Origin of the sequence: Acinetobacter yuyunsongii (assembly GCF_041021915.1) — a bacterium.
GTDB lineage: Bacteria > Pseudomonadota > Gammaproteobacteria > Pseudomonadales > Moraxellaceae > Acinetobacter.
The window spans coordinates 1,861,037-1,886,028 of sequence record NZ_CP157435.1; the positions used below are offsets into that span (position 1 = coordinate 1,861,037).

The following is a 24,992-nucleotide window of genomic DNA, read 5'->3' on the forward strand; positions in this document are numbered from 1 at the left end:
TTTAAGGAAAGTAAATTTCATTTGCAGCTTTGAATGTGTTGACATGTAAAGGCACTAAATCATCCAGTTGTTGATACCCACCCGCCAAGACAAACAGTAATGGAATTTTCATTTTTTTTGCCATTTCAAAAACTAAGTGATCTCGCTCATATAACAGCTCAGTGGTCAACCATTTCGATCCATATTTATCATGTTGATGGCAGTCCATACCTGCCTGATAAATAATGAGGTCAGCCTCCCAACGTGAAGCATATTGAAATGCCTCAAAAATCGCTTCCCGATATAAATCAAAGTTGCCCTGCTTGGGATGAATATAACGGGTCAGGCTACGCTCCCCTGCCTTGCAACCAAAACGAATCCCAAAAATTCCGAAATTGACCAGATTGGTGAGTCTATTGGTAAATATTGCCGTTCCATCTCCGCCATGCTGATCACAGTCCAGCACAAAGATACGTTTTTCAGGATTTTGTTTAGCAACCAGAGCCAAACCATTAAAGGTACAATATGCCGCACCAGACTCATAACTAGCATGATGAAAACCCTGTGCGATATTGGCCGCAATCCCCTCTTTAAAGGAAATATCAGCGCCAAGCAACTGCCCCGCTTGCACCGACAGGATGGCATCCCGTAATTGCTCATTCCAAGGTTTAAAGCCCTGTATGGTTGCAAATGCGGACTCACCTGCCAGAAAGGCCTCCACATACTGCGGATTATGGAGTTTCTTTAAAATTTCAACATCAATCAAACCTGGATCAATCAGTTCAACCATTTTATGCTTACGCAACACATCCGCAACTGCGGTGAGTTTTTCCATGCTATTGGTATGCGTTTGGGCATAATAGCGTGGAGAGTAACAAGCTTTTAGCATGGATGCCCTACATAAATTTGATCTTTTGCAATCTCAATCAGTTGACTTAGTTCCGTCGTATCAGGTCTAAATAATCCATTATCTACCTGTTGTTTAAAATGATATCCAAACGCACGTGCACGGTTTTTTGGCGAAACAGCCAGTGTCGTTAATCGTAAAAACCAAAAACCATTCATTTGAGCAATTGGGATCACATATCCTTTATATTGTTTATTAGGCTTCTTTTCCAGCGCATCGACTTCATAACTTGCAGAGAACAGACTTCCTGCCGGTAAGCGCACCCCATTCATCATCAATGGAACCAGACTGATACAAGAGTGATTATCCCCCATATTCAGTTTCTCCATCATAATGGGTAAACCGTTATCATCCACGAAAATATTAATTTCACCTTGTCTCAATAAACGATGATGTGCAATTCGCAAGAAAAATTTTTCTGCCATCGGACACGAGCCAACTTTCGGCTTTTCCTCTAGAGAATGACACTCAATCATTTCAATTTGATCAATTGTTTGTGGAAGAATAATATCTGCAAGTAATTGGCAAATTAAAATGCTTTCTTCAAGCACTGCATATTGATGGATTTTTCTAAGCTTCGCTTGAAAATCAACTTCTTGTTGCAAATTCTGAGTAAATGTATCTTGTGAATTAGAACGTTCTAAATATTGTTGCACATCAATATTTAGATCCAAATTACGCCAAGTTTCCAACACTAAACCATATGAAGAACTTTGATTTAAAATGTTTTTCAATCCTTTAACCTCGTAGTCTTCAAAAATACGAAAATCTTGGAATCCCAACATATCACGTGGCTGTGAAACAAATTCAGCAATCACACGAGTGGCTTGAGTATAACCACAACCGCGACGTTCTGTTTGATGACTAAAATGCTCATTCAACATTTCTGTGAGTTTGGAAGACAAAGGATATAAATATTTTTTGAAGATAACGACAATCTCATGATCTACCAAATCAGTCATAATGCTCTCACTGTATTCTTATGATTTATTTTTCATTTCATCTTTAAATGTGTTACTTCGTTAAATATTGTTAAATCTAATTTTTAAACTATGTTAGCTTTAATTAAGTATTTTCACACCACCAAAGATGAATATAAACCATTAATTTATCAAAATTTTATATCATATTTATAGAAAAAGTATAACTTGTCAACCTGAAAAATACCTGATGATTGAAGCTGTCATAATATGTCCTAAAAAGTCAACATTCTGTATCAATTCTTACGTAAGCTTTTGCACTCTTATACATTTACACTTAAACTAACTGTGATTTGATTATTCAAATACTCTATTCATCAATAACCACATAAATCAGAGATTTAGGATTCGGCCATGCATTATAAAATTCATGCAATTGACGTAAAAAATGCCTTAAAAAACTATATTTGGTTATTAGAAGATACTCGTACGCAAGAAGTCGTAGCAGTTGACCCTACAGAAGCAGCACTTGTTACCGATTTTTGCGAACAACATCAACTTGAGTTGAAACAAATCTGGTTAACACATTGGCATCGAGATCATACTGATGGTGTACAAGGTCTATTGGCTGAGCAAAATTCACCCGTTTTCGGTCCACGTGATGAACTCAGTAAAATTTCCTTTATATCCAATCCACTGCAACATAATGACCATTTTCACTTTAATGATTTAAAAGTTGAAATTATTGCAACACCAGGGCATACACTAGGTCATATTGTTTATTTTATTGAAGAAATAGACACGCTTTTCTCTGGTGACACATTATTTGCAATGGGCTGTGGGCGCCTATTTGAGGGTTCTGCTGAACAAATGTACCACTCATTAAATCGCTTAGCTGCGTTGCCAATACAAACCAAAGTTTATTGTACACATGAATATACGCTTGTAAATGCAGAGTTTGCATTAACAATTGAACCTCAGAATGTTGCATTACAAGAACGCATAAAAGAAGTCAAAACATTGAGAGATGCTGAACAAATTACTCTGCCAAGTACAATTGAATTAGAGCTTGAAACAAATCCGTTCTTGCGCACAGAAAGTGTCGAAGATTTCGCAAGGATCAGAGCGCTTAAAGATCAGTTCTAATTTTAAAGTTCTACTTTTTAAAGGCTAAACTTTAGTTTTTAAAAAGTAGAAAGTGAAATGATTTTTTACATTTATTTTGGATCAAAACCCAATCCGAGAAAAAACAATAGAAGTAAATTAAATCAATTATTTAAATAATTTTATCAGATAAAATTTAAGTTTAATTTCAGTTTCAATCAATCTAATTTTACATTAGTTACATGAAGAAAAATAAATATATGCAATCCCCCTTTAAAAATTTTTAGGTCACCCTTATTAATGAATACAGGTTAAAAGGAGTTCTGGAATGAAAAACAGAGTTGTGAAAGCAAAAAATTTATTGGCTTTTCGTATTTGGTTAGAAAAATTAGGATATTCAGTAAAAAGTTTAGCCGACAATAAAGGTTTTACCTTTAGTTTTAAAAAAGAATACGGTTTGGTCACGTGTGACTTATCTGGAAATGCGTTAGCCATGCAGCTTGGCGAAGAATTTGAAGATCATTTAAAAGCTTAATGCGATTCTTTTGTGCATACATAAGGATTTCAAAGGGATTTGGAATCCTTGTTCGTTCATTCAAAAAATTTAATCACTTATCCCAATCTAATTCTTCATTTTATAATCATCTCAAACAAAATAACATTGGAACTAAAGTCATTTCCAAGTATTATAATGCCCAGTCGAGGGATGCTGCGACGATTGATTAGCACTAAAAATCAATTTGCCAGGCTCGACGATCGGTTAGACGCTCGTGCTAACCAACAACGGCATCCGCGAACAGAATGATCCATACTATTTTTCTAGGAGATCCTGATGAACGCGGTTACTGCTTCATTTACAGATTATAAAGTCGCTGATATTTCTCTTGCTGACTACGGCCGTAAAGAAATCAAACTTGCTGAAGCAGAAATGCCAGCTTTGATTGGTTTACGTAAGCGTTATTCAGCAACTAAACCACTTGCTGGCGCAAAAATTTTGGGTTGTATTCATATGACAATCCAAACTGCAGTTTTAATCGAAACACTCGTAGAACTTGGCGCTGAAGTTCGTTGGACATCATGCAACATCTTCTCTACTCAAGATCACGCTGCTGCTGCTATCGCTGCTGCGGGTATTCCTGTGTTTGCTTGGAAAGGCGAAACTGAAGAAGAATACATGTGGTGTCTTGAACAACAAATCAATGTAAATGGCACACCTTGGGATGCCAACATGATTCTTGATGATGGTGGTGATTTAACCCTACTTGTTCACGAAAAATACCCTGAAGTGATTGCAACAATCCACGGTGTAACAGAAGAAACAACAACAGGTGTTCAACGTCTGTATGAAATGTTACGTGATGGTACGTTAAAAGTTCCTGCAATCAACGTAAATGATTCCGTAACGAAATCTAAAAACGACAACAAATATGGTTGCCGCCATTCTCTAAATGATGCGATCAAACGTGGTACAGATATGTTGTTATCTGGTCGTCGTGCACTTGTAATCGGTTACGGTGACGTAGGTAAAGGTTCTGCACAATCACTTCGTCAAGAAGGTATGATTGTACGTGTAACTGAAATTGACCCAATCTGTGCAATGCAAGCATGTATGGACGGTTACGAAGTTGTATCTCCATACAAAAATGGTGTTCAAACAGGCAAGAAAGAAGACATCAACCTTGACCTTCTTCAAAACACTGACCTTATCGTAACGACAACAGGTAACTACCACGTTTGTGATTCTGCAATGTTAGATAGCTTAAAAGCAGGTGCTGTAGTGTGTAACATCGGTCACTTTGATACAGAGATCGACACTGCATACTTACGTGGTTACAAGTGGGTTGAAGTTAAGCCTCAAGTTCACCAAGTGTATCGTTCAGAAAATGAAAATGATTACTTAATCCTTCTTTCTGAAGGGCGTTTAGTGAATCTTGGTAATGCAACAGGTCACCCATCACGTATTATGGATGGTTCTTTTGCTAACCAAGTGTTAGGTCAAATGCACTTGTTCGCTGAGAAATTTGCCGATCTTCCTGAAGATCAAAAAGCTGCGAAAATCCGTGTAGAACTGATTCCTAAGAAATTAGATGAAGAGGTTGCTGCTGCAATGGTGCTTGGCTTTGGTGGTGTATTAACCCAGTTAACGCAAGTACAAGCAGATTACCTCGGCGTTGCTGTGGAAGGTCCATTCAAATCTGACGCTTATAAATACTAAGAAAATCAGGGCAGACGTTTACGGACTGCCCTTTTTTTCTAAAATAATGTCTAAGCGATTAAAAAAGGATTTGAAATGACGAAACGTGTTCCTATTTCTTTTGAATTTTTCCCGCCAAAAACTGATGCTGGCGCTGAAAAGTTACGTATCGTTCACCAAGAACTACAGCGATTAAACCCAGAGTTTTTCTCCATTACTTATGGTGCTGGTGGTTCTACTCGTGAACGCACTTTAGCAGCCATTAATGATTTTAATGGCAAAGGTACGCCCGTCGCCCCTCACCTTTCTTGTATTGGCGATGATAAAGCTCGTATTGCTGAGCTCTTAGATTTATATAAATCACAAGGGATTGACCGCATCGTAGCATTGCGTGGTGATTTACCTTCAGGTCAAGTTGGTCTTGGCGAATTACCTTATGCTCAAGATCTTGTTCGCTTTATCCGTGAACATTCAGGTGATCATTTCCATATTGAAGTTGCTGCGTACCCTGAAATGCATCCGCAAGCTGATAGCTTTGATGGTGACATTCAACGTTTTGTTGAAAAAGTGAATGCAGGCGCGAACGCAGGTATTACCCAATTTTTCTTCAATCCAGATGCTTATTTCTATTTCATCGAACGTATTGCTAAAGCTGGTGTGGATATTCCCGTTGCGCCAGGCATCATGCCAATTACCAATGCAAGTAATTTAATTCGCTTTGCGGATGGAACTGGTGCAGAAATTCCACGTTGGATTCGCAAACAACTTGCTGCTTATGGTGATGATAGCGAAAGTATTAAAGCCTTTGGCCATGAAGTGATTGTTAAACTTTGCGAACGTTTGATCGCTGGTGGTGCGCCAACACTCCATTTTTATTCAATGAACCAAACAGAGCCAACTCGACAACTCGTTGTTGATCTTGGTTTAAACTAATTTGTACGAGCCTTACCCAGCATGAATCGTTTTTATATCGAAACAGAATTAAATACCGGCAATTCGATTGAATTAACAGAATCGGTATTTCATCACTGGGTACGGGTGCTTCGTGCAAAAGAGTTAGATCAAGCCATCTTTTTCAATGGAAAAGGCGGTGAATATATCGTAACACTTACTGAAATTAATAAGAAAAATGCTTTTGTTTCTATTGATCAATTCAACCCTATAGATCGAACAGCACCTGTTAAAGTAATTTTAGGCCAAGTCATGAGCAAAGGCGATCGTATGGATTATGCGATTCAAAAAGCCACTGAACTTGGTGTCACAACTATTCAATTATTGACTAGTGAACGTTGCGAAATGCGGTTAAGATATGAACGTGATCAAAAGAAATTAGATCATTGGCAGTCAATTGCGATTGCTGCGTGTGAACAATGTGGAATGAACAAAGTTCCAAATGTTCTAGCACCAATTAGTTTAACCGATTGGGTAAAATCGGCACAGCTACCACAATCACGTTTTGTGTTAGCGCCAAACAAAGACCAAGAAAATGTAGTACTAAATAGCCAGCCTGATTTAGCCCTATTGATTGGTCCAGAAGGTGGTTTAAGTGAAGCAGAAATTGATGCTGCTAACCAAAATCATTTTCAAAACTGGTGTATTGGAGATCGTGTTTTAAGGACTGAAACCGCTCCAGTTGTAGCTTTATCAATTTTAAATTATCACTTTTCAACCAAATAAAGTATTTGCATTGCTTTCCATCTGGTTTAACGGTAATTTAAAATAAAATTATATCGTGCTTACAAAAAAATAATGATTGTACGCATAGATAAATAATGAAAAGGACTATTCTTTGTATGCTCGGGGTTCATGAAAAAAATTTGCCACCATTTGTTGATACGGATCAAATTAACTACACGAATCATGTACGTCTATTTATATTGAGTGTGTTTTTCATTTCTCTCTTAGATTATGTTTTATTTGGATTTTTTTATTCTTTTAGTACAAATATTTTTACGACTTGGATGAGTATTTGCCTGAGCATTTTATTTTACTTTTATTGTATTTGTCATTTTTCGATAAAACATTATTCATCTATTAGGTTTGCACATAAGACACGTATCGCTTTTCAAATTATTTGCTTTTTCACAGGATTATTACTGGGTATCAGTACGATTATCATCAATTATTTTTTGATCAAAGATGTACCAAATTTATCTGTTTCCCATATTTTAACTTTAACAGCACTACTACTCACCTCATCACATATTATTGCCTTAACCTTTCTTACTCAACATGTTAAATATTTCTTTTTATTTTTTATTCCAAGTATTACCCCATTAGTTTTTTCTCAAATTTTACATCGTGACCAAGAACATACGCTTTTTTATCTTGCTTGTTATTCATCTTTCTTTGCGACATTTTTATCTGCGCAAGCAACTTTTAAAATTCACCAACGTTTATTCCAAGTTTTAGAAAAAAATAAACAATTGGTCGATGTAGCTGAACAACACAATCAATGGACCGAAGAACTTTGCCAACAATTACAACGTGAAGTGAATAAATCGAAAGATATTGAAGCTCAATTACAATTTAACAATCATTTATTAGAACAAAAAGTTCGCGAGCGTACTTTTGATTTAACAGAAATAAATAATAGTTTGCAGGAACACCGTCAAAATCTGGCTTTTGCCCATGAAACTGCGGGTATTCGTCCCTGGGAATGGAATCTGGAAAACCATACGGTTGGTATCACCAACGCCCATAGTCAAGCGGTTACACGCAAGTCTGAAAACCACTACACCCTGCTGCATAAAATTGTACATCCTGATGATCTTGAACGTGTTAAAAATACACTTTATAAACATCTATGTGGCCAAACTAAACGTTACGAAGAAACTTTCCGCATTAAACGACCGAGTGGTGAATGGGTTTGGATTCATGATGTTGGCCAAGTCATTTTAAGAAATCCTAAAGATGAGACCCCTCTACGCATGGTCGGTATTCATCGTGATATTAACCAAGAAAAGAAAGACCAAGAACGGCTAAAATTAGCAGCGAGTGTATTCGAACAGGCTTCAGAAGGTATCTTTATTCTGGATGATAGCTTCCACTATCTTGAAGTTAATCCTAAATATGAACAATTAACGGGTTTAGATAAACAGTTCATATTAGGAAAACAACTTTTTGAGATTACTAAACAAAATAACCAGCATCATCATAATTTTCATCTTTCTATCCTTGCTACTTTGCACGAAGAACATGAGTACGAAGGTGAGTTTCAGGAAACTTATCTTTCTGAAAAATCATGTTTCCTTTGGATCCATATGAACGCTGTAAAAGATGAATCAGATCGTGTGATTAATTATATCGGGATTGTCTCTGACCAAACTGAGCGTAAACATCAAGAGCAACGCTTATCATATTTAACCAATTATGATACCCTGACCGATCTACCTAATCGCTTCTATTATCACCAGCAACTGCATCAATATTTGGTTAATGAGGCTTCGATACAGAATTTAGCAGTTATCCGAATCAATATTGACCGTTTCCGTGCCTTGAATGAATTACTCAGCAATCAAGCGGGCAATGAGCTTTTGAAGCAAGTTGCACAACGTTTGCGTATCAGTAATATTGATGCACTTTTAGTCTCACATTTAAGTGCAGACGATTTTGTAATCATTTATGAAATGTCACCGTTACATCCGCCAATTCATCAGTTATGCAGTAATATTGTTGAAGCCTTTAGCAAACCCTTTTATATCGCTAATCAAGAGTATGTGGTCAGTATTTCGATTGGAGTTGCGATTTACCCTGAACACGGTCGTCAAGTTGACAACTTAAATACCCATGCAGAGCAAGCCTTAACAGAAGCCAAACGCTTAGGTGGAAATACAATCCGCTATTATTCTAGTGAGCGAACTAACTTCGTCGTTAATCATACTGATTTAGAGCTTGACTTGAGAAAGGCGATTCAAAACAATGAACTCGTTGTATATTATCAGCCAAAGATCACTGCTCAGAATTGTCAAATTAATGGATTTGAAGCACTCATTCGTTGGAAACATCCAACGAAAGGTCTAATCATGCCCGATATTTTCATTCCTTTAGCAGAAAGTACGAGTCTAATTTCTGATATTGGACGATTCGTCTTGTATGAGGCAGCAAAACAGTTACAAGAATGGCAAAAACTAGGTTTTACGAACATCCACATTGCTGTAAACATTGTTGCTCAACAAATTTTACGTGGTCAGTTATTGCATGATATTGATGCTGTACTCGATCAATACTCTATTACAGGTGAAAATTTAGAGTTAGAAATTACCGAGTCAGCATTTTTAGAAAATACTGAGAGTGTTAAAACAATTTTGTGTGCATTGAAAGAACGTAATATTTCAATTGCACTGGATGACTTTGGCACAGGCTATTCTTCTCTGGCTTATTTAACTGAATATCCAATTGATATTTTAAAGATTGATCGTGCATTTATTTCGAAAATTGGTAATGCAAAACAAGATGCGATTGTTAATGCTATGATTGCCATGGGGAAAACAATTGGCTTAAAAGTTGTCGCTGAAGGCGTTGAAACAGAACAGCAATGTGAATATTTGAAACGACAAAACTGTGACATATTACAGGGTTACTTATTTGCCAAACCCTTAACTGCCGTACATGCAACTGAATACTTACAGCAACATATGCGTCTAGCAATTGCAAGATATTCCAGTTAAAACTATATTTTGAGCTTTTGGCAGTTTAATTTACACCCAATATAAATTGTCAATAAGCCTATACGTTCAGTGAAAATAAGCTTTTTTGACTGGGCGAAAACATGAACTAGTGCTATATTCTTGTGCACTTATCTTAATATAATCATCAGCCATGTATATGCCTGATTATTATCGGAACAATCGAGACTCAGATGGACGATCAATCTTTAAAAGAAGCCGCTTTGTATTACCATGAATTTCCTACGCCTGGAAAAATCAGCGTGACACCGAGTAAGCAACTCGTAAACCAACGAGACTTAGCGCTTGCATATTCTCCTGGTGTTGCTGCTCCATGTCTAGAAATTGAACGTGACCCTTCTGCTGCTGCAAAATATACAGCACGTGGAAATTTGGTTGCCGTCGTGAGTAATGGTACAGCTGTGCTTGGTTTAGGAAACATTGGTCCTCTTGCTTCTAAGCCTGTTATGGAAGGTAAAGGCGTTCTATTCAAGAAGTTTGCTGGTGTTGATGTATTTGATATTGAAATTGCGGAAAATGATCCAGACAAGATCGTGGATATCGTTGCCGCATTGGAACCAACGTTTGGTGGTATCAACCTGGAAGACATCAAGGCACCTGAATGTTTCTATATCGAGAAGAAACTTCGTGAACGCATGAAGATTCCTGTGTTCCATGATGATCAACATGGTACCAGTATTATTGTAGGCTCAGCATTGTTGAATGCCTTGCAGATCGTGAACAAGAAAATTGATGAAATTAAAATCGTTGCATCAGGTGCTGGTGCTGCTGCATTGTCATGTTTAGATTTACTTTGTGCATTAGGCGTAAATAAATCGAATATTATTGTGGCTGATTCTCGTGGGCTTTTAACAACTTCACGTGAAGGACTTGATGAATCGAAAAAACGTTACGTTCAAGATATTTCTGCGACTCAATTACATGAAGTAATGGCTGGCGCAGATATGTTCTTGGGTCTTTCTGCAGCGGGAATTTTAACCAAAGAAATGGTTAAAGAAATGGCTGAAAACCCAATTATTTTTGCACTTGCAAATCCAGATCCAGAAATCTTACCTGAACATGCGCACGAAGTTCGCCCAGATGTGATTATGGCAACTGGTCGTTCAGACTATCCAAACCAAGTAAACAATGCACTTTGTTTCCCATATATTTTCCGTGGTGCACTCGATGTCGGTGCTACAACGATCAACGAAGATATGAAAATTGCTTGTGTACATGCGATTGCACGTATGGCACATATTGAAGCAGATGCTGCGACTTACGGTGAAAAATCTGCATCATTCGGTCGTGATTACTTGATCCCTCGCCCTCTAGACCAACGCTTGATTTTAGAAATCGCGCCCGCGGTTGCTAAAGCTGCAATGGATTCTGGTGTTGCGACACGTCCAATTGAAGATTTCTCTGCATATCGTCAAAGACTTTCTGAGTTTGTATATAACTCAGCATTCTTAATGAAACCGATTTTCTCACAAGCGAAAACTGACCCTAAGCGTATTGCATATGCCGAGGGTGAAGATCAACGTGTATTACGTGCAGTTCAAATTGTTGTAGATGAAGGTCTGGCTAAACCAATTCTTGTTGGTCGTACAGCCGTTATTGAAGACAATATCAGAAAACTCGGTTTACGCTTACAGCACGGTGTCAATATTGAAATCGTCGATCAAGAAAACAATCCTTTATATGATGATTTCTGGAAAGACTACTACAATACAATGCAACGTAAAGGCGTAACTGTTGAATATGCGCAACGTGAAGCACGTCGTCGTTCAACCTTAATCGCCGCATTGCTAGTTAAGTTCGGTAAAGCTGATGGTATGCTATGTGGTACTTATGCGAGCTACGATATCCATTTAGATTTCGTTAAAAACGTGATCGGTTTAAAAGAAGGTCGTAGTACACTCTTTACACTCAATGCATTAATGCTTGAAGATCGTAACTTGTTTATTGCCGATACCTATGTAAATACCAATCCAACTGCTGAACAACTTGCAGAGATGACTATTTTAGCAGCCGAAGAAGTGCGTCGTTTTGGTATGACCCCTCGTGTCGCTTTACTTTCTCACTCAAGTTTTGGAAGTGATCAAGTTGATCCAAGTGCTCAGAAAATGCGTGAAGTTTATCGTTTACTTTCTGAGCAAGCTCCTGAACTTGAAGTTGAAGGTGAAATGCATGGTGATGCTGCATTAGATGATAATATTCGTCATTTTGCATTTCCAAATTCACGCTTTAAAGGTTCAGCAAACTTGTTGATTATGCCGAATTTAGATTCTGCAAATATTTCATTCAACTTGTTAAAAGCAACATCTGGTAATAATGTAACGATTGGTCCAATCTTGTTAGGCGCAGCGAAACCAGTTCATATTTTAACACCGACAGCAACTACCCGTCGTCTAGTGAATATGACAGCTTTAACTGTTGCTGAAATTCAGCAAAGCCAAAACTGATACAGTTTAAGCATAGCTTTTAACATTAAAAGCTATGCTTAATGCTTGAGAAAACCTCTATTCTGTAGCATGATTGTGTGAAGAATAGAGGTTTTTTATGCAAGTTTATTTAGTAGGCGGTGCTGTTCGAGATCATTTACTCGGTCGCCCCTATCACGAAAAAGATTATGTTGTGGTTGGAGCAACACCTGAACAATTATTATCTCAAGGCTACCAACCCGTTGGAAAGGATTTTCCTGTATTTCTTCATCCAAAAACAAAAGAAGAATATGCACTAGCACGTACTGAAAGAAAATCAGGCATTGGCTACCACGGATTCCAATTTTTTACTGATACCACTGTTAAATTAGAAGAAGATTTAATTCGCCGTGACCTAACAATTAATGCAATGGCAATGGATGAAACTGGACAAGTTTATGATCCATATGGTGGTCAAAAAGATCTTGATCAGAAAATCCTACGCCATGTTTCAGATGCATTTACAGAAGATCCCTTACGTGTGCTACGTGTTGCTCGCTTCGCTGCTCGTTATGCTAGTTATGGATTTGAAATTGCAGAAGAAACTTTGCAATTAATGAAAAGGATTGCCAATTCAGGGGAACTGAATGCTTTAACACCTGAACGTGTATGGAAAGAGACTTCTCGTGCATTAATGGAAGATCATGCCGATATCTATTTTCAAACATTAAGAGATTGTGATGCGCTGAAAGTACTGTTTCCTGAGATAGATGCATTATTTGGTATTCCTCAACGCCCAGAGTACCACCCTGAAATAGATTGTGGTGTACACACCTTAATGGCACTAAAACAAGCTTGTCAGGCCAACTATGGACTAGATGTACGTTTTGCTGTCTTGGTGCATGATTTAGGGAAAGCACTTACTCCAACTGAGGAATTACCACGGCATATCATGCATGAGGAACGTGGATTAGAACCCGTTACAAACGTATGTGAACGCTTGAAAGTTCCCACACATCTGAAAAATTTAGCTTTAATTGTTTGCAAAGAACATCTTAAATGCCATCAAATCAAAAATTTGAAACCTGGTACTGTATGGCGTTTACTACAGCGCTTGGATGTTTTACGAAAACCAGAAAAAGTCATTGCTTTTGTGCAGGCTTGTGAATGCGATGCTAAAGGTCGATTAGGTTTAGAAGATCGCCCTTACTCACAAGCACAGTATATTTTGGATGCCATGGAGATTGTTCGGAATATTAGAGCACAGGATTTACCAGAACATGTTCAAGGTGCAGAAATTGGCGAAATGCTCATTCAGTATCGGATTGAAGCATTAGCAAAACTTAAAGAAACACATGACGAACAATTTTAAAAAATTAACATAAATAAAAACCCAGTCATAATGACTGGGTTTTTTAACTTTTACTGATTCAATAAAAATTATTGAGCAGCAGCAGCTTGAGCAGCAGCAACTTCATCAGCAAAGCTCATTTCAGCTTTCTTCTCAATACCTTCACCTACTTCGAAGCGAACGAATTGAGCTACAACTGTACCCGTTGCTTTTAATACATCAGCAACTTTCTTGTCGTTATCGATAACATACATTTGACGATCAAGTGCAACTTCGTTCAAGTATTTCTCAACTGAACCAGTTACCATTTTCTCAACGATGTTTGCAGGCTTACCTGATTCTAATGCTTTCGCTTCAGCAATTTCTTTCTCTTTAGCGATCAAGTCAGCAGAAACAGATTCAGCATTTACTGCAACTGGGTTGAACGCAGCAACGTGCATTGCAATACCTTTACCAGTGTCAGCATCACCTGTGTAAGAAACAACAACACCGATTTTTAAACCGTGCTTATAAACAGCCAAGTTTTCGCCTTCAACGATTTGAGCACGACGAACTTGAATGTTTTCACCAATTTTTTGAACCAGTGCAACACGAGCTTCTTCTACAGTTGCGCCATCTTCAAGCTTAAGTTCAGCAATTTTTGCAGCATCAGTTTCATTTGCAGCAAGTGCAGCAGCAGCAACTTTATCAGAGAAGTTTTTGAAGTTTTCGTCTTTAGCAACGAAGTCAGTTTGACAGTTAACTTCAACAAGAATTGCTTTATTACCGTTTTGGATGATAGTGATCGCACCATCAGCAGCAATGTTACCTGCTTTTTTAGCAGCTTTTGCTTGACCTGATTTACGAAGGTTATCAATCGCAAGTTCAATGTCACCGCCTGCTTCTGTTAATGCTTTTTTACATTCCATCATTGCAAGACCAGTACGGTCACGTAATTCTTTTACCATGCTTGCACTAATTGCAGTCATGTTGATCTCCTAAAATCGGTAGAAAATAAATCTGTTCAACAAAAACGGCCCAAAGAAACTCTGGACCGTTTGCAATCTCGACGCTTAATTTGCCACCATTACATGTCGCAAAAATGACAAGCTTGCGTCAAACCGCATTAAGCCTCAGAAGCGTCTTTTGCAGCGTCATCGCCTTTAGCTTGTGCATTCGCTTGTGATTGAGCATATTCTTTACCAGCAAGAATTGCATTTGCCATAGCTGATGCATATAAAGTTACTGCACGGATCGCATCGTCATTACCAGGAATAACATAATCAACGTTATCTGGGTTAGAGTTTGTATCAACGATACCGATTACAGGAATACCTAAGTTTTTCGCTTCTTTGATTGCAATCGCTTCGTGATCAACGTCGATTACAAATAATGCGTCAGGTAAACCACCCATGTTTTTAACGCCGCCTAAAGCACGTTCAAGTTTTTCCATCTCACGAGTACGCTCTAAAGCTTCACGTTTAGTAAGCTTAGCAAAAGTACCATCTTGAGATTGAGTTTGAAGGTCTTTTAAACGGTTGATAGATTGGCGAAGTGTTTTCCAGTTCGTCAACATACCACCTAACCAACGGTGATCTACATAAGGTTGACCAGCACGTTGAGCTTGTTCACGGATGATGTTAGAAGCAGCACGTTTAGTACCAACGAACAATACTTTGTTCTTTTTGCTTGCAAGATTGTTAACAAAGTTCAAAGCATCATTTAACGCAGGAACAGTGTGCTCTAGGTTGATGATGTGAATTTTGTTACGCGCGCCGAAAATATATTGACGCATTTTTGGATTCCAAAAACGAGTTTGGTGACCAAAGTGTGCGCCTGCTTGAAGAAGGTCGCGCATGCTTACGTTGTAATCTGCCATTTTCTTTACCTTAAAGTTTGGGTTAGGCCTCCATATATCCGCATTCTCCACCTATTGCTAGGCACCCAGAGTAATGTGTCGATATATGTGCGGATTTTTGATAACTATTCATCAGTTTTTTCGCACAACTTGTATAAGCAAAATTGTAACGAAAAGCATTTGATAAAATAGGCGGCTATTTATACCATAGACGCTTGTAAATTACCAAAAGTTTTTAGAGATCATGAACACGACTTACACAGCTCCTCGTCGATTAATCAAAACGCCCGAAGAAATTGAAAAGATGCGTGTTGCAGGAAAACTAGCGGCTGAAATTTTAGACATGATTAAGCCGTATATTAAAGCAGGCGTAAATACCCTAGAACTTGATACAATTTGTCGTAATCACATTGAAAATGTACAACAAGCAATTCCAGCATGTGTTGGCTATGGCGCTGCACCTGGTCGCCCAGCATTTCAACATTCGATTTGTACTTCGGTTAACCATGTCGTTTGTCATGGTATTCCCTCTGAAAGTAAAGTTTTAAAAAATGGTGATATTCTCAATATTGATGTAACGGTCATTAAAGATGGTTATCACGGCGATACCAACATGATGTATATCGTTGGTGGAGAGACTTCTATTCTTGCAAATCGTCTCTGCCAAGTTGCACAAGAAGCCATGTATCGTGGTATGGCTACGGTTAAACACGGCTCTTATCTTGGCGATATTGGACATGCAATCCAACAATATGTTGAGTCTGAACGTTTTAGTGTTGTGCGTGAATATTGTGGTCATGGTATTGGCAATGTTTTCCATGATGAACCACAAGTTTTACACTATGGTCAGAAAGGTACGGGTATGCGCTTAGAAGCAGGCATGACGTTTACGATTGAGCCAATGGTCAATGCAGGGGTTTGGCAAACAAAACTTTTAGGTGACAAATGGACTGTGGTTACTAAAGACCACAAGCTTTCAGCTCAATATGAACATACTATTTTGGTAACAGAAACAGGCATCGAAGTACTTACTGCTCGCCCTGAAGAAGATTTATCTCGTTTTATGTAATTTATTTCGTTAAAGAAAAGCTACTTCGGTAGCTTTTTTTCATATTCATAATTTCTTCATTAATTCATCTAAATCAAACAAAAGTCTTCATAAGCATAACAATTATAAATTTTAACTAAACAAACCATTTAGTAAAAAACGTTATTTTTATCAGAATAAAAAGTTCCTTATAAATCGGACATGGAGTCCTCACTATGAAAAAACGCATGCTATGCATTGCAGTAGGAATTGCTGCAACCCTACCCACTATGAGCTTTGCGGAGTCACCTTATTTTAGTTTAAAAGATGGAGATGGTTTCAAACGTTTCTCTCTTTCAGCTGGTTGGTTACATGCCATGCCACAAGGTTCTGTAAATCCTATTAATATCAATACGACTGTAGCTGAGGGAACACAATCTAAAGTAGGTGATGTGTCTAAACAAGCCGTACTAGATGCAGCAGTCAAAGATTCCAATCCCATCGTTTACGGTGCCATTAATTTATGGCCAACCGATACAGTATCGGGTCTTGCAACAGGTACAGCTACCATTAAAGGATTATCTAACTGGCAAAGCCAAGGAACAGGTTTAGAAGCAGACAATGTAGATACCGTTGGTATTATGGCAAATTATCACTTTACTGATAATTTATCTCTAGAGATTAAGGCAGGAATTCCTCCAAAAGTTGATATTAAAGGGAAAGGCGACATATACGCGCCATTAAGTGGATCAGCAAGTACTATTTTAGGTGATATTGACTTAAAACAGGATCTTCATATCACAGATCTGACCCAAGGAGGCAAAGCAGCAACTGCACGTGCTTGGCTACCTGCGGTAGAACTCCATTACCAGTTTGGTAAATCAGGCGTCAATAAATTCCGACCTTACGTTGGAGCAGGTGTGATGTATGCTTATTTTAATGATCTTAAAATGAACTCAGGTATAGAATCTGATTTAGTAAAAGCTGGTCACATGATCCAAAATATCCATGACGGCAAAGCGGGAGCTGCCTTAGATGGTAAGACATCATCAGCAGATCCTATTGTCAAATTGGAAGCGACTGATACTTTTGCTCCGATTGTCACAGTAGGCGCAACTTATGATTTCAATCCGAATTGGTTTGCAGTTGGATCAGTTTCTTATTCAAAAATGAATAATGAAGCAAAAATTTATGTGACTGACCGCAATACAGGTAAAGAGTTGATCCAAGCAAATACTAAAATTGATATAGACCCACTCATTACTTATTTAGGCGTTGGCTATCGTTTTTAGACAAAACTTTAAAAAACAGCTTCGGCTGTTTTTTATTTATCGCCACCTTTTAAATCATCATTCATAAAAAACATGCACCAATTGCAATCATTTTCGAAATAATGAAGAAACATAAATATCAATAAAGCATATGAGATTCATTGATAAATAGCATCCATCAAAAGCAAAAATATTTTCAACATAATTATATATTTATAATTATATAGGACTTACGCATTGACGGATTCAAAAAAGTACTAAAATACTTTATAAAGTATCTGTGATCAGACGAATTAAACATGCTTCTACAGCAACTTGTACTCTACCCATTTATATGGGCTTTCTCATGACAGAACCGAACTCTATTAGCTGCACACAACTTGCCGAGACTTATAATATCTCGCATGATAGTGTAAATCGCTTTCTAGAGCGTGAAGATTACACACCTCACGACCTATATCAAGAATCAATTCAACATATTGATAATAACAAACTTATAGTCAGTATTGATGATACTGTTTTAGATAAACCATATAGTCAACATATGGACTTAGTTAGTTATTTTTGGTCAGGCAAACACCACCGATCCGTCAAGGGTATTAATCTCATTACCTTGTATGCGACAGATCAAAATGGTCAAAATATTCCAATTAATTTCCGAATTTATGACAAATCTGAAAGTAAAACCAAGAATGATTACTTTATGGATATGTTAAGTGAAGTACTCAGTTGGGGTGCAAAGATTCAATTTATTACAGGTGATAGTTGGTATTCATCGACTGGAAATTTAAAAACCATAAGAAAATATGGTATTCGATTTATGTTTGGTATCGACTGTAACCGTAAGGTTTCCCCAGAAAAAGGACAATGGTTTCAACTGCGTTTATTGCCAGATTTCCATCAGGGTCAAGTAGTCTGGCTCAAAGATTTTGGCTTTGTACAATTATTTAAGACTCAGTTAAAAGAACAGCAGAGGTTTTATATTGTGCATCAAGATGAAGATGATTTATTGTCCTTTGAGGGTTTTCATGAATTACATTCAAGTCATTGGAAAATAGAGCAATATCACCGGGTGATTAAACAGGTTTGTCATATTGAAAAGTTTCAAGTAAGACGATCTAAACTGATTTTGAATCATATTTTTTCAGCCTTGATGGCCTACGTTGAGATACAAAAGAACCAGTTTGAGCGGATCTTTGAAAATATATATCGTTGGCAGAAGAAATTATTTAGACCAATGATCAAAAACTTCATTGATGACTTTATTCTCGATAAAAATCATCTGCTACCACAGAGAATCTATAAATAATAGTGCGTAAGTCCTATTATAGATTTAATTTTAAATTTTGATCAAATTTGTTTTTTGGCACATCCCTTGCTTAGTAACAAGCATCATGAATCAACGATGATTCATAAAAAATTTGCTGACGGCCAATGAAGTCCGTTCTGTTCGGTTTGTGTATGCAGAAATATTGCATAGCAAAAATATATTTCGTTCAGTTCAGGGGAAGGTTATGTCTTCAAAAATGAATCTAAATGCTAAAAAAGCAACTGAAATAAAATTATTTAGCTTTTCAACGCCTGCCATGCGTGCTTTTCATATGACTTGGCTCGCATTCTTTGTATGTTTCTTCGCTTGGTTTGCTTGTGCACCCTTAATGCCAGTTATCAAAGGTGAATTTAATCTAACCAAAGACCAAATCGCAAACATCAATATCGCTGCGGTTGCAATCACAATTCTGATCCGACTCATTGTTGGTCCACTCTGTGACAAATATGGACCACGCAAAACCTATACTGCTCTTCTCATTGTTGGCAGTATCCCTGTTTTCGGTGTTGCAGCAGCAAATACTTATGAATCGTTCTTGTTTTTCCGTCTCTTGATTGGTGCTATTGGTGCGAGCTTCGTCATCACCCAGTATCACACCAGTGTCATGTTTGCCCCGAATGTCGTCGGCACAGCCAATGCGGCTTCTGCAGGTTGGGGAAATGCGGGTGGAGGTGCAACACAAGCAATCATGCCATTAATTCTCGGTGCAATTGTGATGTTTGGCGTTGAACAAGCAATGGGTTGGAGAATTGCGTTGCTTGTACCTGGCATTATGATGGTAATTGTTGGTGTACTTTATTGGAAACTCACACAAGACTGTCCACAAGGAGATTTCAAAGAATTACGCGCAAACGGTGTTGAAGTTGGTAGCGGTAAAAAAGGTGGTGTTGCTATCTTAATGCAAGCTGCTCGTAACTATCGTGTTTGGATTCTATTTGTTTCTTACGCAGCATGTTTCGGTATCGAAATCTTCATTCATAACATTGCGGCAATGTACTATGTCGACCACTTCAACATGGGTTTAAAAGAAGCAGGTTTAACTGCGGGTATCTTTGGTCTACTTGCCTTATTCGCTCGTGCTTTAGGTGGAATTGTTTCAGATAAAGTTGCGATTTCAAAAGGTTTAGATGGTCGTACAAAAGTATTATTTATTCTTATCTTATGTGAAGGCTTGTTCCTCATTCTATTCTCACAAATGAATACTGTAGCTCTTGCTATTATTAGCATGACTGTCTTCGCGCTATTCACGCATATGTCTTGTGGAGCAACTTATGCTTTAGTTCCTTTCATTGACCGTAATGCACTTGGTGGTGTGGCGGGCATTATTGGGGCTGGTGGTAATGTTGGTGCGGTTGCAGCAGGCTTCCTACTTAAAGGCTTACTAGATGTTCAAACTTGCCTCATGATTTTAGGTGGTCTTGTAACTGTGGCCGCTTTCGGTGTCATTCTCATCCGCTTCTCTGTAGAACATAAAACGAAAGAACAACAACTGTTTGACCAAGCTATGCTTGAACGCAACTCTATCACCTCTTAATCATCATTCACTTAGTGCGGGGAAACTTACCTTTCCCCTGCACAATCAAAATTAAATCCAGAAATTATAATCTCTCAGGGGTCTCAATATGAAATTGAATCTTCTTAGCTTTGCTATGCTCAGTGTTTTAACAACTACGACATTTGCCGCAGATAACTTTTTAAGTCAAACTAAATTTTCTCTCGATAGTCGCTTACGTTACGAACTAGTTGACCAAGATAATAAGCTAAAAAATGCTGATGCTTGGACTTTGAGACTACGCCCTTCACTGGAAACTGGCTCTTGGCATGGCTTAAGCGCATTTGTGCAAGGAGAAGGAACTGTCGAAATTAATGATCATTTCAATAGCACACGTAATGCTGAAACAAACTACAGTACAGTCCCTGATCCTCAAAACCTACAATTGAATCAAGCTTATTTAAAATATGCTTATAGTCCAAAGTTTGATTTAAGTATTGGTCGTCAAGCTATTAATTTAGATAATCAGCGCTTTGTAGGCTCCGTAGCTTGGCGTCAAAATGATCAAACCTTTGATGCGATTAGTTTAAATATTAAACCTTGCAAAGAGTTTGGTTTGTATTATGCCTATATTGATCAAATCAATACTATTTTTGGTAGTGAAGATGTAAAACCTAAATTTGTAGCAGCCCAAAATGGTAAACAAAACAGTCAAATTCATTTAATTCAAGCTAAAATGAATTACAACCCATTGTTGAACGCAACATTATATGGGTATTTGATGGATTTCGAGGATTTAAGTGCTTGGTCAAATCAAACCTATGGCTTACGCTTAACAGGTAAGAAAAACAATTTTAGATACGTTGCTGAATATGCCAAACAAAGTGAATATGCTGAGCAACATATAAATTATGATGCTGATTATTATGGATTAGAATTAGGTTATAGCATCACGGATAAAGGCTCAGCACTGGGTGAAATCACACTTGGCTATGAAGTGCTTGGTAGTGATGATGGAAAAATTGCATTTCAAACCCCATTGGCGACTAAACATAAGTTCAACGGATGGGCTGACTTATTCTTGACAACGCCCGCGAATGGTTTAACTGACTTGTACATTTCATCAAGTTTTAATGTATTTGGTAAAGGTAAATTAGGCACTGAACTACATCAATATCGTAGTGATGAAAAAAATATGGATTATGGTCAAGAATTCTCTATTTCCTATTCTCATGCTTTGCCTATTAAAGGTTTGTCTGCCCTAGCAAAATTCTCAGATTATCAAGCGGAAGAGTTTTCTGTAGATACTCAAAAGTTATGGTTGCAAATGGATTATAAATACTGATATTGAGTCGTTGTAATCTAATTATAAAAAAACTGTCATCAAATCATCAAATTTCGATGGTGTAATAAAAAATAAAAAACTCCAAAATTTGCAAAAAGCTTGCTGATCGACCTTTATCAGCAAGCTTTTTTCTTTTCATAAATAAAAAGGCTACCTCAGTAGCCTTTCATATTCAAATTAAAACATAAGATCATATTAGTCTTGAGGCTTAGGCAATGGGATATATTGCGACTGAGCGTTTTGTTGGGTTTTTCTCTCTCCAACTTTAACTTGCATGCTCTGTTGCTTACCATCGCGTTCAACCACCACATCAATCACACTTTGTGGTGCTTGCAATGCAACATAGTTGATTAAATGTGAAGCTGAAGTAATTTGCTCATTATTGACTTGAATAATTTTATCGCCGCGTTTTACACCTGCAGCATCTGCTGGACCATCACGCAAGACATCAGCAACAACGACTCCAACAGGTTTCGCAGCCAATACGTCCTCATCCATGGTATTAGGAATTAAGCTAATACCTAACCAACCACGAACAACACGACCATCTTTCAAAATTGAATTTAATACTTGCTGACAAATTTTCGCTGGAATTGCAAAACCAATCCCTAACGAACCGCCTGATTGAGAGAAAATCGCAGTATTTACGCCGATTAAATTCCCCGCAACGTCAATTAATGCACCACCTGAATTACCTGGATTGATCGCCGCATCAGTTTGAATAAAGTCTTCATAGGTATTGATACCTAAATCTGAACGACCTGTCGCCGAAATAATCCCTTGCGTAACTGTTTGTCCCACGCCAAATGGATTACCGATTGCAAGTACAACATCGCCAACTTCATTGCCACTGAGTTTAAACGGTAGGACAGGAAGCTTGTCTAACTCAATTTTAATCACAGCTAAATCAGTATCAGGATCTGTACCAATGACTTTCGCTTCAGCACGACGACCATCATGCAATGCCACCACAATATGCTCTGCCTGAGCTATCACATGATTATTCGTTAGAATATAACCGTCTGCACGAACGATAACACCTGAACCTAAACTATTTTCATTTTGAGGCTGTTGAGGGGCTTGATTACCAAAAAACTCACGAAATACAGGATCATTCAATAAAGGATGATTCATCTGTTTCACTTTCTGAGTGGTAAAGATATTCACCACAGCAGGCGCAGCAACTTTTACGGCAGCACTATACGAAACAACACCACCTGTTCGAGTTGTATCAATCAGAGGTTCAACCTTTTCAGCAGGCATTTTGACGCCATCAGCAGCGACTGTTGGTTTCGGCTGATGTGATTTCTGCCAAGCCAGAAAACTAAATATAACAACAACGAGTAAAACCCAAGGTAACCATGTAAATGCACGGCGCACGTTTATTATCCTCTAGGCAAAATTATATTATGGACAAGTTTATTTATTGAAGAAGAACAACAACTTTCAGATATTGTAAAGTAAATTGATTTAAAGCAATGTAAAAGTTAAAAAAGTTTTGTCTAGCTTTAGTTACATTTAAAAATATGCTTTTATTAAGCTGAATCTATAAATGTCATTCAGTTGAGGAATCGCATGGCAAATTTGCATGATATTGTGCAATGGTGTAATCAAACTTTAAAAGTTAGTGAGTTTAAAGATTACGCACCCAATGGCTTACAAATTGAAGGCACGCCTGATGTAAATAAAATAGTCTGTGCTGTTACAGCCTCAGAAGATGCAATTAATGCAGCTATTGCGCAGGAAGCAGATGCCTTACTTGTCCATCATGGTTACTTTTGGAAAGGTGAAGCCTACCCTATTACAGGGATGCGTGGTAATCGAATCAAAAAATTAATTCAGAACAACATCTCTTTGATCGCCTACCATTTGCCTTTAGACTCACATCCCACACTTGGCAATAATGCCGCAATTGCAGATTTAATCGGTTTACAAAAACTAGAAGCTTTATATCCATTCGAAAAGCATCCGATTGGAAATATAGGTTATTTGGAAAGTCCATTAAGCCCAGAGCAATTGAAAACAAATTTACAGGCTATTTTTGATTTTAATGTGATTCATTTGCCGAGCGAGAAAACTCAAATCCAAAAAGTAGGATTTTGCACAGGCGGCGCTCAAGATTTTATTAATAAAGCAGCAGAAAAAGATTGTGATGCTTATATTTCTGGCGAAGTCAGTGAGCGTACTTTTTATGAAGCTAAAGAATTAGGGGTTCATTATTTTGCCTGTGGTCATCATGCAACTGAACGATATGGCGTACAACGTCTTGCTCAAGCAATTACAAATCAGTTTGCTGTAGAAACGATCTATTTTGAACTAAATAATCCAATTTAATAGAATTGACGAATCCGATTTTATTTATCGTTTTTAATTGAACCTTTATTGTATATCGTTCTTTAAAAGACTGCCCTATTATGTTTGGAATCATTTACAATAGAGCCACTTAACTTAAAACCCAGCAATTGCAAGGATTGGAACATGACAACCATTACTTTACCTGCACTTCCATATGGCTATGATGACTTAGCTCCGCACATTACTCGCGAAACTTTAGAATACCATCACGATAAACATCACAATACTTATGTTGTTAACTTAAACAACCTAATCAAAGGCACTGACCTTGAAGGTAAAACTTTAGAAGAAATCATCAAAGCATCTGCTGGTGACGCTTCTAAAGCCGGTATCTTTAACAATGCTGCACAAGTATGGAACCACACATTCTACTGGAACAGCATGAAGCCAAACGGTGGTGGTAAACCAACTGGCGCAATCGCAGCTAAAATCGAAGAAGCTTTTGGTAGCTATGAAAAATTTGCAGAAGAATTCACTGCTGCTGCAACGACTCAATTCGGTTCAGGTTGGGCTTGGTTAGTTGCTGACGAAATCAATGGCAAATTATCAATTACTAAAACTTCAAATGCAGATACTCCACTTGCTCACGGTCAAATCGCAGTATTAACAATCGACGTTTGGGAACATGCTTACTACATCGACTTCCGTAACTTACGTCCAAAATACATCGCAACTTTCCTAGAAAGCCTAGTGAACTGGGACTATGCAAATGCAAAACTTGCTGGTCAACCAGCAGGTGTTGAGAAATAATTTTTATTTCTTGAATAAAAACTGCCCACTTCGGGCAGTT

General features: G+C 37.8%; 20 protein-coding genes. 15 read left to right on the plus strand and 5 right to left on the minus strand.

Annotated features, from left to right (window positions below; all coding sequences use genetic code 11):
• Window position 1 precedes the first annotated feature (1 nt).
• Together ABLB98_RS08965 and ABLB98_RS08970 are read right to left on the minus strand one after the other, a co-directional pair.
• A complete protein-coding gene (locus ABLB98_RS08965; RefSeq protein WP_348882485.1) occupies window positions 2–868 on the minus strand; it encodes a histone deacetylase in 867 nt (288 codons plus the stop codon).
• Window positions 862–1,848: a hypothetical protein gene (locus ABLB98_RS08970; RefSeq protein ID WP_249569930.1), complete on the minus strand. Its 987-nt coding sequence runs from the start codon at window positions 1,846–1,848 to the stop codon at window positions 862–864. The genes ABLB98_RS08965 and ABLB98_RS08970 overlap by 7 nt, the downstream gene beginning before the upstream one ends.
• A gap of 372 nt (window positions 1,849–2,220) precedes the next feature.
• Between ABLB98_RS08970 and gloB the strand changes: the two genes are divergently transcribed.
• The 8 genes from gloB (at window position 2,221) to ABLB98_RS09010 (ending at window position 13,566) form a co-directional block, all read left to right on the plus strand.
• Window positions 2,221–2,952: a hydroxyacylglutathione hydrolase gene (gene gloB / locus ABLB98_RS08975; RefSeq protein WP_249569928.1), complete on the plus strand. Its 732-nt coding sequence runs from the start codon at window positions 2,221–2,223 to the stop codon at window positions 2,950–2,952.
• A gap of 286 nt (window positions 2,953–3,238) precedes the next feature.
• Complete coding sequence (locus ABLB98_RS08980) at window positions 3,239–3,445, plus strand: hypothetical protein (protein WP_004661287.1); 207 nt, start codon at window positions 3,239–3,241, stop codon at window positions 3,443–3,445.
• 297 nt (window positions 3,446–3,742) lie between these two features.
• The gene (ahcY, locus tag ABLB98_RS08985; protein WP_348882486.1) at window positions 3,743–5,125 is read left to right on the plus strand and encodes an adenosylhomocysteinase; all 1,383 of its coding nucleotides are present in this window, start codon (window positions 3,743–3,745) and stop codon (window positions 5,123–5,125) included.
• Window positions 5,126–5,200: 75 nt separating this feature from the next.
• Window positions 5,201–6,037, plus strand: coding sequence for a methylenetetrahydrofolate reductase [NAD(P)H] (metF, locus tag ABLB98_RS08990; protein WP_005161073.1), 837 nt, complete (start codon window positions 5,201–5,203; stop codon window positions 6,035–6,037).
• A gap of 21 nt (window positions 6,038–6,058) precedes the next feature.
• Window positions 6,059–6,781: a 16S rRNA (uracil(1498)-N(3))-methyltransferase gene (locus ABLB98_RS08995; RefSeq protein ID WP_348882487.1), complete on the plus strand. Its 723-nt coding sequence runs from the start codon at window positions 6,059–6,061 to the stop codon at window positions 6,779–6,781.
• Between the two features lie 116 nt (window positions 6,782–6,897).
• Window positions 6,898–9,774 (plus strand): EAL domain-containing protein, encoded by a 2,877-nt coding sequence (locus ABLB98_RS09000; protein WP_348882488.1) that lies wholly within the window; start codon window positions 6,898–6,900, stop codon window positions 9,772–9,774.
• A 191-nt stretch (window positions 9,775–9,965) separates the two neighbouring features.
• Window positions 9,966–12,236 (plus strand): NADP-dependent malic enzyme, encoded by a 2,271-nt coding sequence (locus ABLB98_RS09005; protein ID WP_348882489.1) that lies wholly within the window; start codon window positions 9,966–9,968, stop codon window positions 12,234–12,236.
• Between the two features lie 97 nt (window positions 12,237–12,333).
• Entirely contained in the window at window positions 12,334–13,566 is a 1,233-nt protein-coding gene (locus ABLB98_RS09010; protein WP_348882490.1) for a multifunctional CCA addition/repair protein, read from the plus strand.
• A 68-nt stretch (window positions 13,567–13,634) separates the two neighbouring features.
• Here the strand turns inward: ABLB98_RS09010 and tsf are convergent, their stop codons facing one another.
• Window positions 13,635–14,513, minus strand: coding sequence for a translation elongation factor Ts (tsf, locus tag ABLB98_RS09015; protein ID WP_348882491.1), 879 nt, complete (start codon window positions 14,511–14,513; stop codon window positions 13,635–13,637).
• A gap of 137 nt (window positions 14,514–14,650) precedes the next feature.
• Window positions 14,651–15,403, minus strand: coding sequence for a 30S ribosomal protein S2 (rpsB, locus tag ABLB98_RS09020; protein WP_004661273.1), 753 nt, complete (start codon window positions 15,401–15,403; stop codon window positions 14,651–14,653).
• Window positions 15,404–15,626: 223 nt separating this feature from the next.
• Between rpsB and map the strand changes: the two genes are divergently transcribed.
• From map to ABLB98_RS09045, 5 genes are all read left to right on the plus strand, one after another.
• Window positions 15,627–16,451: a type I methionyl aminopeptidase gene (gene map / locus ABLB98_RS09025; protein WP_004661270.1), complete on the plus strand. Its 825-nt coding sequence runs from the start codon at window positions 15,627–15,629 to the stop codon at window positions 16,449–16,451.
• A gap of 194 nt (window positions 16,452–16,645) precedes the next feature.
• Window positions 16,646–17,701 carry an OmpW family outer membrane protein gene (locus tag ABLB98_RS09030; RefSeq protein WP_348882492.1) on the plus strand — a complete coding sequence of 352 codons (1,056 nt, stop codon included), beginning with the start codon at window positions 16,646–16,648 and terminating at the stop codon, window positions 17,699–17,701.
• Window positions 17,702–17,960: 259 nt separating this feature from the next.
• Complete coding sequence (locus tag ABLB98_RS09035; RefSeq protein ID WP_080632252.1) at window positions 17,961–18,989, plus strand: transposase; 1,029 nt, start codon at window positions 17,961–17,963, stop codon at window positions 18,987–18,989.
• Window positions 18,990–19,194: 205 nt separating this feature from the next.
• On the plus strand, window positions 19,195–20,544 hold the full coding sequence (locus ABLB98_RS09040) for an MFS transporter (RefSeq protein ID WP_087544872.1): 1,350 nt from the start codon (window positions 19,195–19,197) through the stop codon (window positions 20,542–20,544).
• A gap of 88 nt (window positions 20,545–20,632) precedes the next feature.
• Window positions 20,633–21,847, plus strand: a complete 1,215-nt coding sequence (locus ABLB98_RS09045; protein ID WP_348883721.1) for an alginate export family protein — start codon at window positions 20,633–20,635, stop codon at window positions 21,845–21,847.
• Window positions 21,848–22,042: 195 nt separating this feature from the next.
• Here the strand turns inward: ABLB98_RS09045 and ABLB98_RS09050 are convergent, their stop codons facing one another.
• Window positions 22,043–23,227: a trypsin-like peptidase domain-containing protein gene (locus ABLB98_RS09050; RefSeq protein ID WP_256414593.1), complete on the minus strand. Its 1,185-nt coding sequence runs from the start codon at window positions 23,225–23,227 to the stop codon at window positions 22,043–22,045.
• Window positions 23,228–23,422: 195 nt separating this feature from the next.
• Here ABLB98_RS09050 and ABLB98_RS09055 point away from each other — a divergent pair, with 195 nt between their 5' ends.
• The gene (locus ABLB98_RS09055) at window positions 23,423–24,181 is read left to right on the plus strand and encodes a Nif3-like dinuclear metal center hexameric protein (protein ID WP_348883720.1); all 759 of its coding nucleotides are present in this window, start codon (window positions 23,423–23,425) and stop codon (window positions 24,179–24,181) included.
• Between the two features lie 144 nt (window positions 24,182–24,325).
• The gene (locus ABLB98_RS09060) at window positions 24,326–24,952 is read left to right on the plus strand and encodes a superoxide dismutase (protein WP_004676923.1); all 627 of its coding nucleotides are present in this window, start codon (window positions 24,326–24,328) and stop codon (window positions 24,950–24,952) included.
• Window positions 24,953–24,992: the final 40 nt, after the last annotated feature.

Bases quoted from the DNA above. Each gene is read 5' to 3' on its own strand.
- ABLB98_RS08965 (WP_348882485.1), bottom strand. From the start codon at position 868: ATGCTAAAAGCTTGTTACTCTCCACGCTATTATGCCCAAACGCATACC.
- ABLB98_RS08970 (WP_249569930.1), bottom strand. From the start codon at position 1,848: ATGACTGATTTGGTAGATCATGAGATTGTCGTTATCTTCAAAAAATAT.
- gloB (WP_249569928.1), top strand. From the start codon at position 2,221: ATGCATTATAAAATTCATGCAATTGACGTAAAAAATGCCTTAAAAAAC.
- ABLB98_RS08980 (WP_004661287.1), top strand. From the start codon at position 3,239: ATGAAAAACAGAGTTGTGAAAGCAAAAAATTTATTGGCTTTTCGTATT.
- ahcY (WP_348882486.1), top strand. From the start codon at position 3,743: ATGAACGCGGTTACTGCTTCATTTACAGATTATAAAGTCGCTGATATT.
- metF (WP_005161073.1), top strand. From the start codon at position 5,201: ATGACGAAACGTGTTCCTATTTCTTTTGAATTTTTCCCGCCAAAAACT.
- ABLB98_RS08995 (WP_348882487.1), top strand. From the start codon at position 6,059: ATGAATCGTTTTTATATCGAAACAGAATTAAATACCGGCAATTCGATT.
- ABLB98_RS09000 (WP_348882488.1), top strand. From the start codon at position 6,898: ATGCTCGGGGTTCATGAAAAAAATTTGCCACCATTTGTTGATACGGAT.
- ABLB98_RS09005 (WP_348882489.1), top strand. From the start codon at position 9,966: ATGGACGATCAATCTTTAAAAGAAGCCGCTTTGTATTACCATGAATTT.
- ABLB98_RS09010 (WP_348882490.1), top strand. From the start codon at position 12,334: ATGCAAGTTTATTTAGTAGGCGGTGCTGTTCGAGATCATTTACTCGGT.
- tsf (WP_348882491.1), bottom strand. From the start codon at position 14,513: ATGACTGCAATTAGTGCAAGCATGGTAAAAGAATTACGTGACCGTACT.
- rpsB (WP_004661273.1), bottom strand. From the start codon at position 15,403: ATGGCAGATTACAACGTAAGCATGCGCGACCTTCTTCAAGCAGGCGCA.
- map (WP_004661270.1), top strand. From the start codon at position 15,627: ATGAACACGACTTACACAGCTCCTCGTCGATTAATCAAAACGCCCGAA.
- ABLB98_RS09030 (WP_348882492.1), top strand. From the start codon at position 16,646: ATGAAAAAACGCATGCTATGCATTGCAGTAGGAATTGCTGCAACCCTA.
- ABLB98_RS09040 (WP_087544872.1), top strand. From the start codon at position 19,195: ATGTCTTCAAAAATGAATCTAAATGCTAAAAAAGCAACTGAAATAAAA.
- ABLB98_RS09045 (WP_348883721.1), top strand. From the start codon at position 20,633: ATGAAATTGAATCTTCTTAGCTTTGCTATGCTCAGTGTTTTAACAACT.
- ABLB98_RS09055 (WP_348883720.1), top strand. From the start codon at position 23,423: ATGGCAAATTTGCATGATATTGTGCAATGGTGTAATCAAACTTTAAAA.
- ABLB98_RS09060 (WP_004676923.1), top strand. From the start codon at position 24,326: ATGACAACCATTACTTTACCTGCACTTCCATATGGCTATGATGACTTA.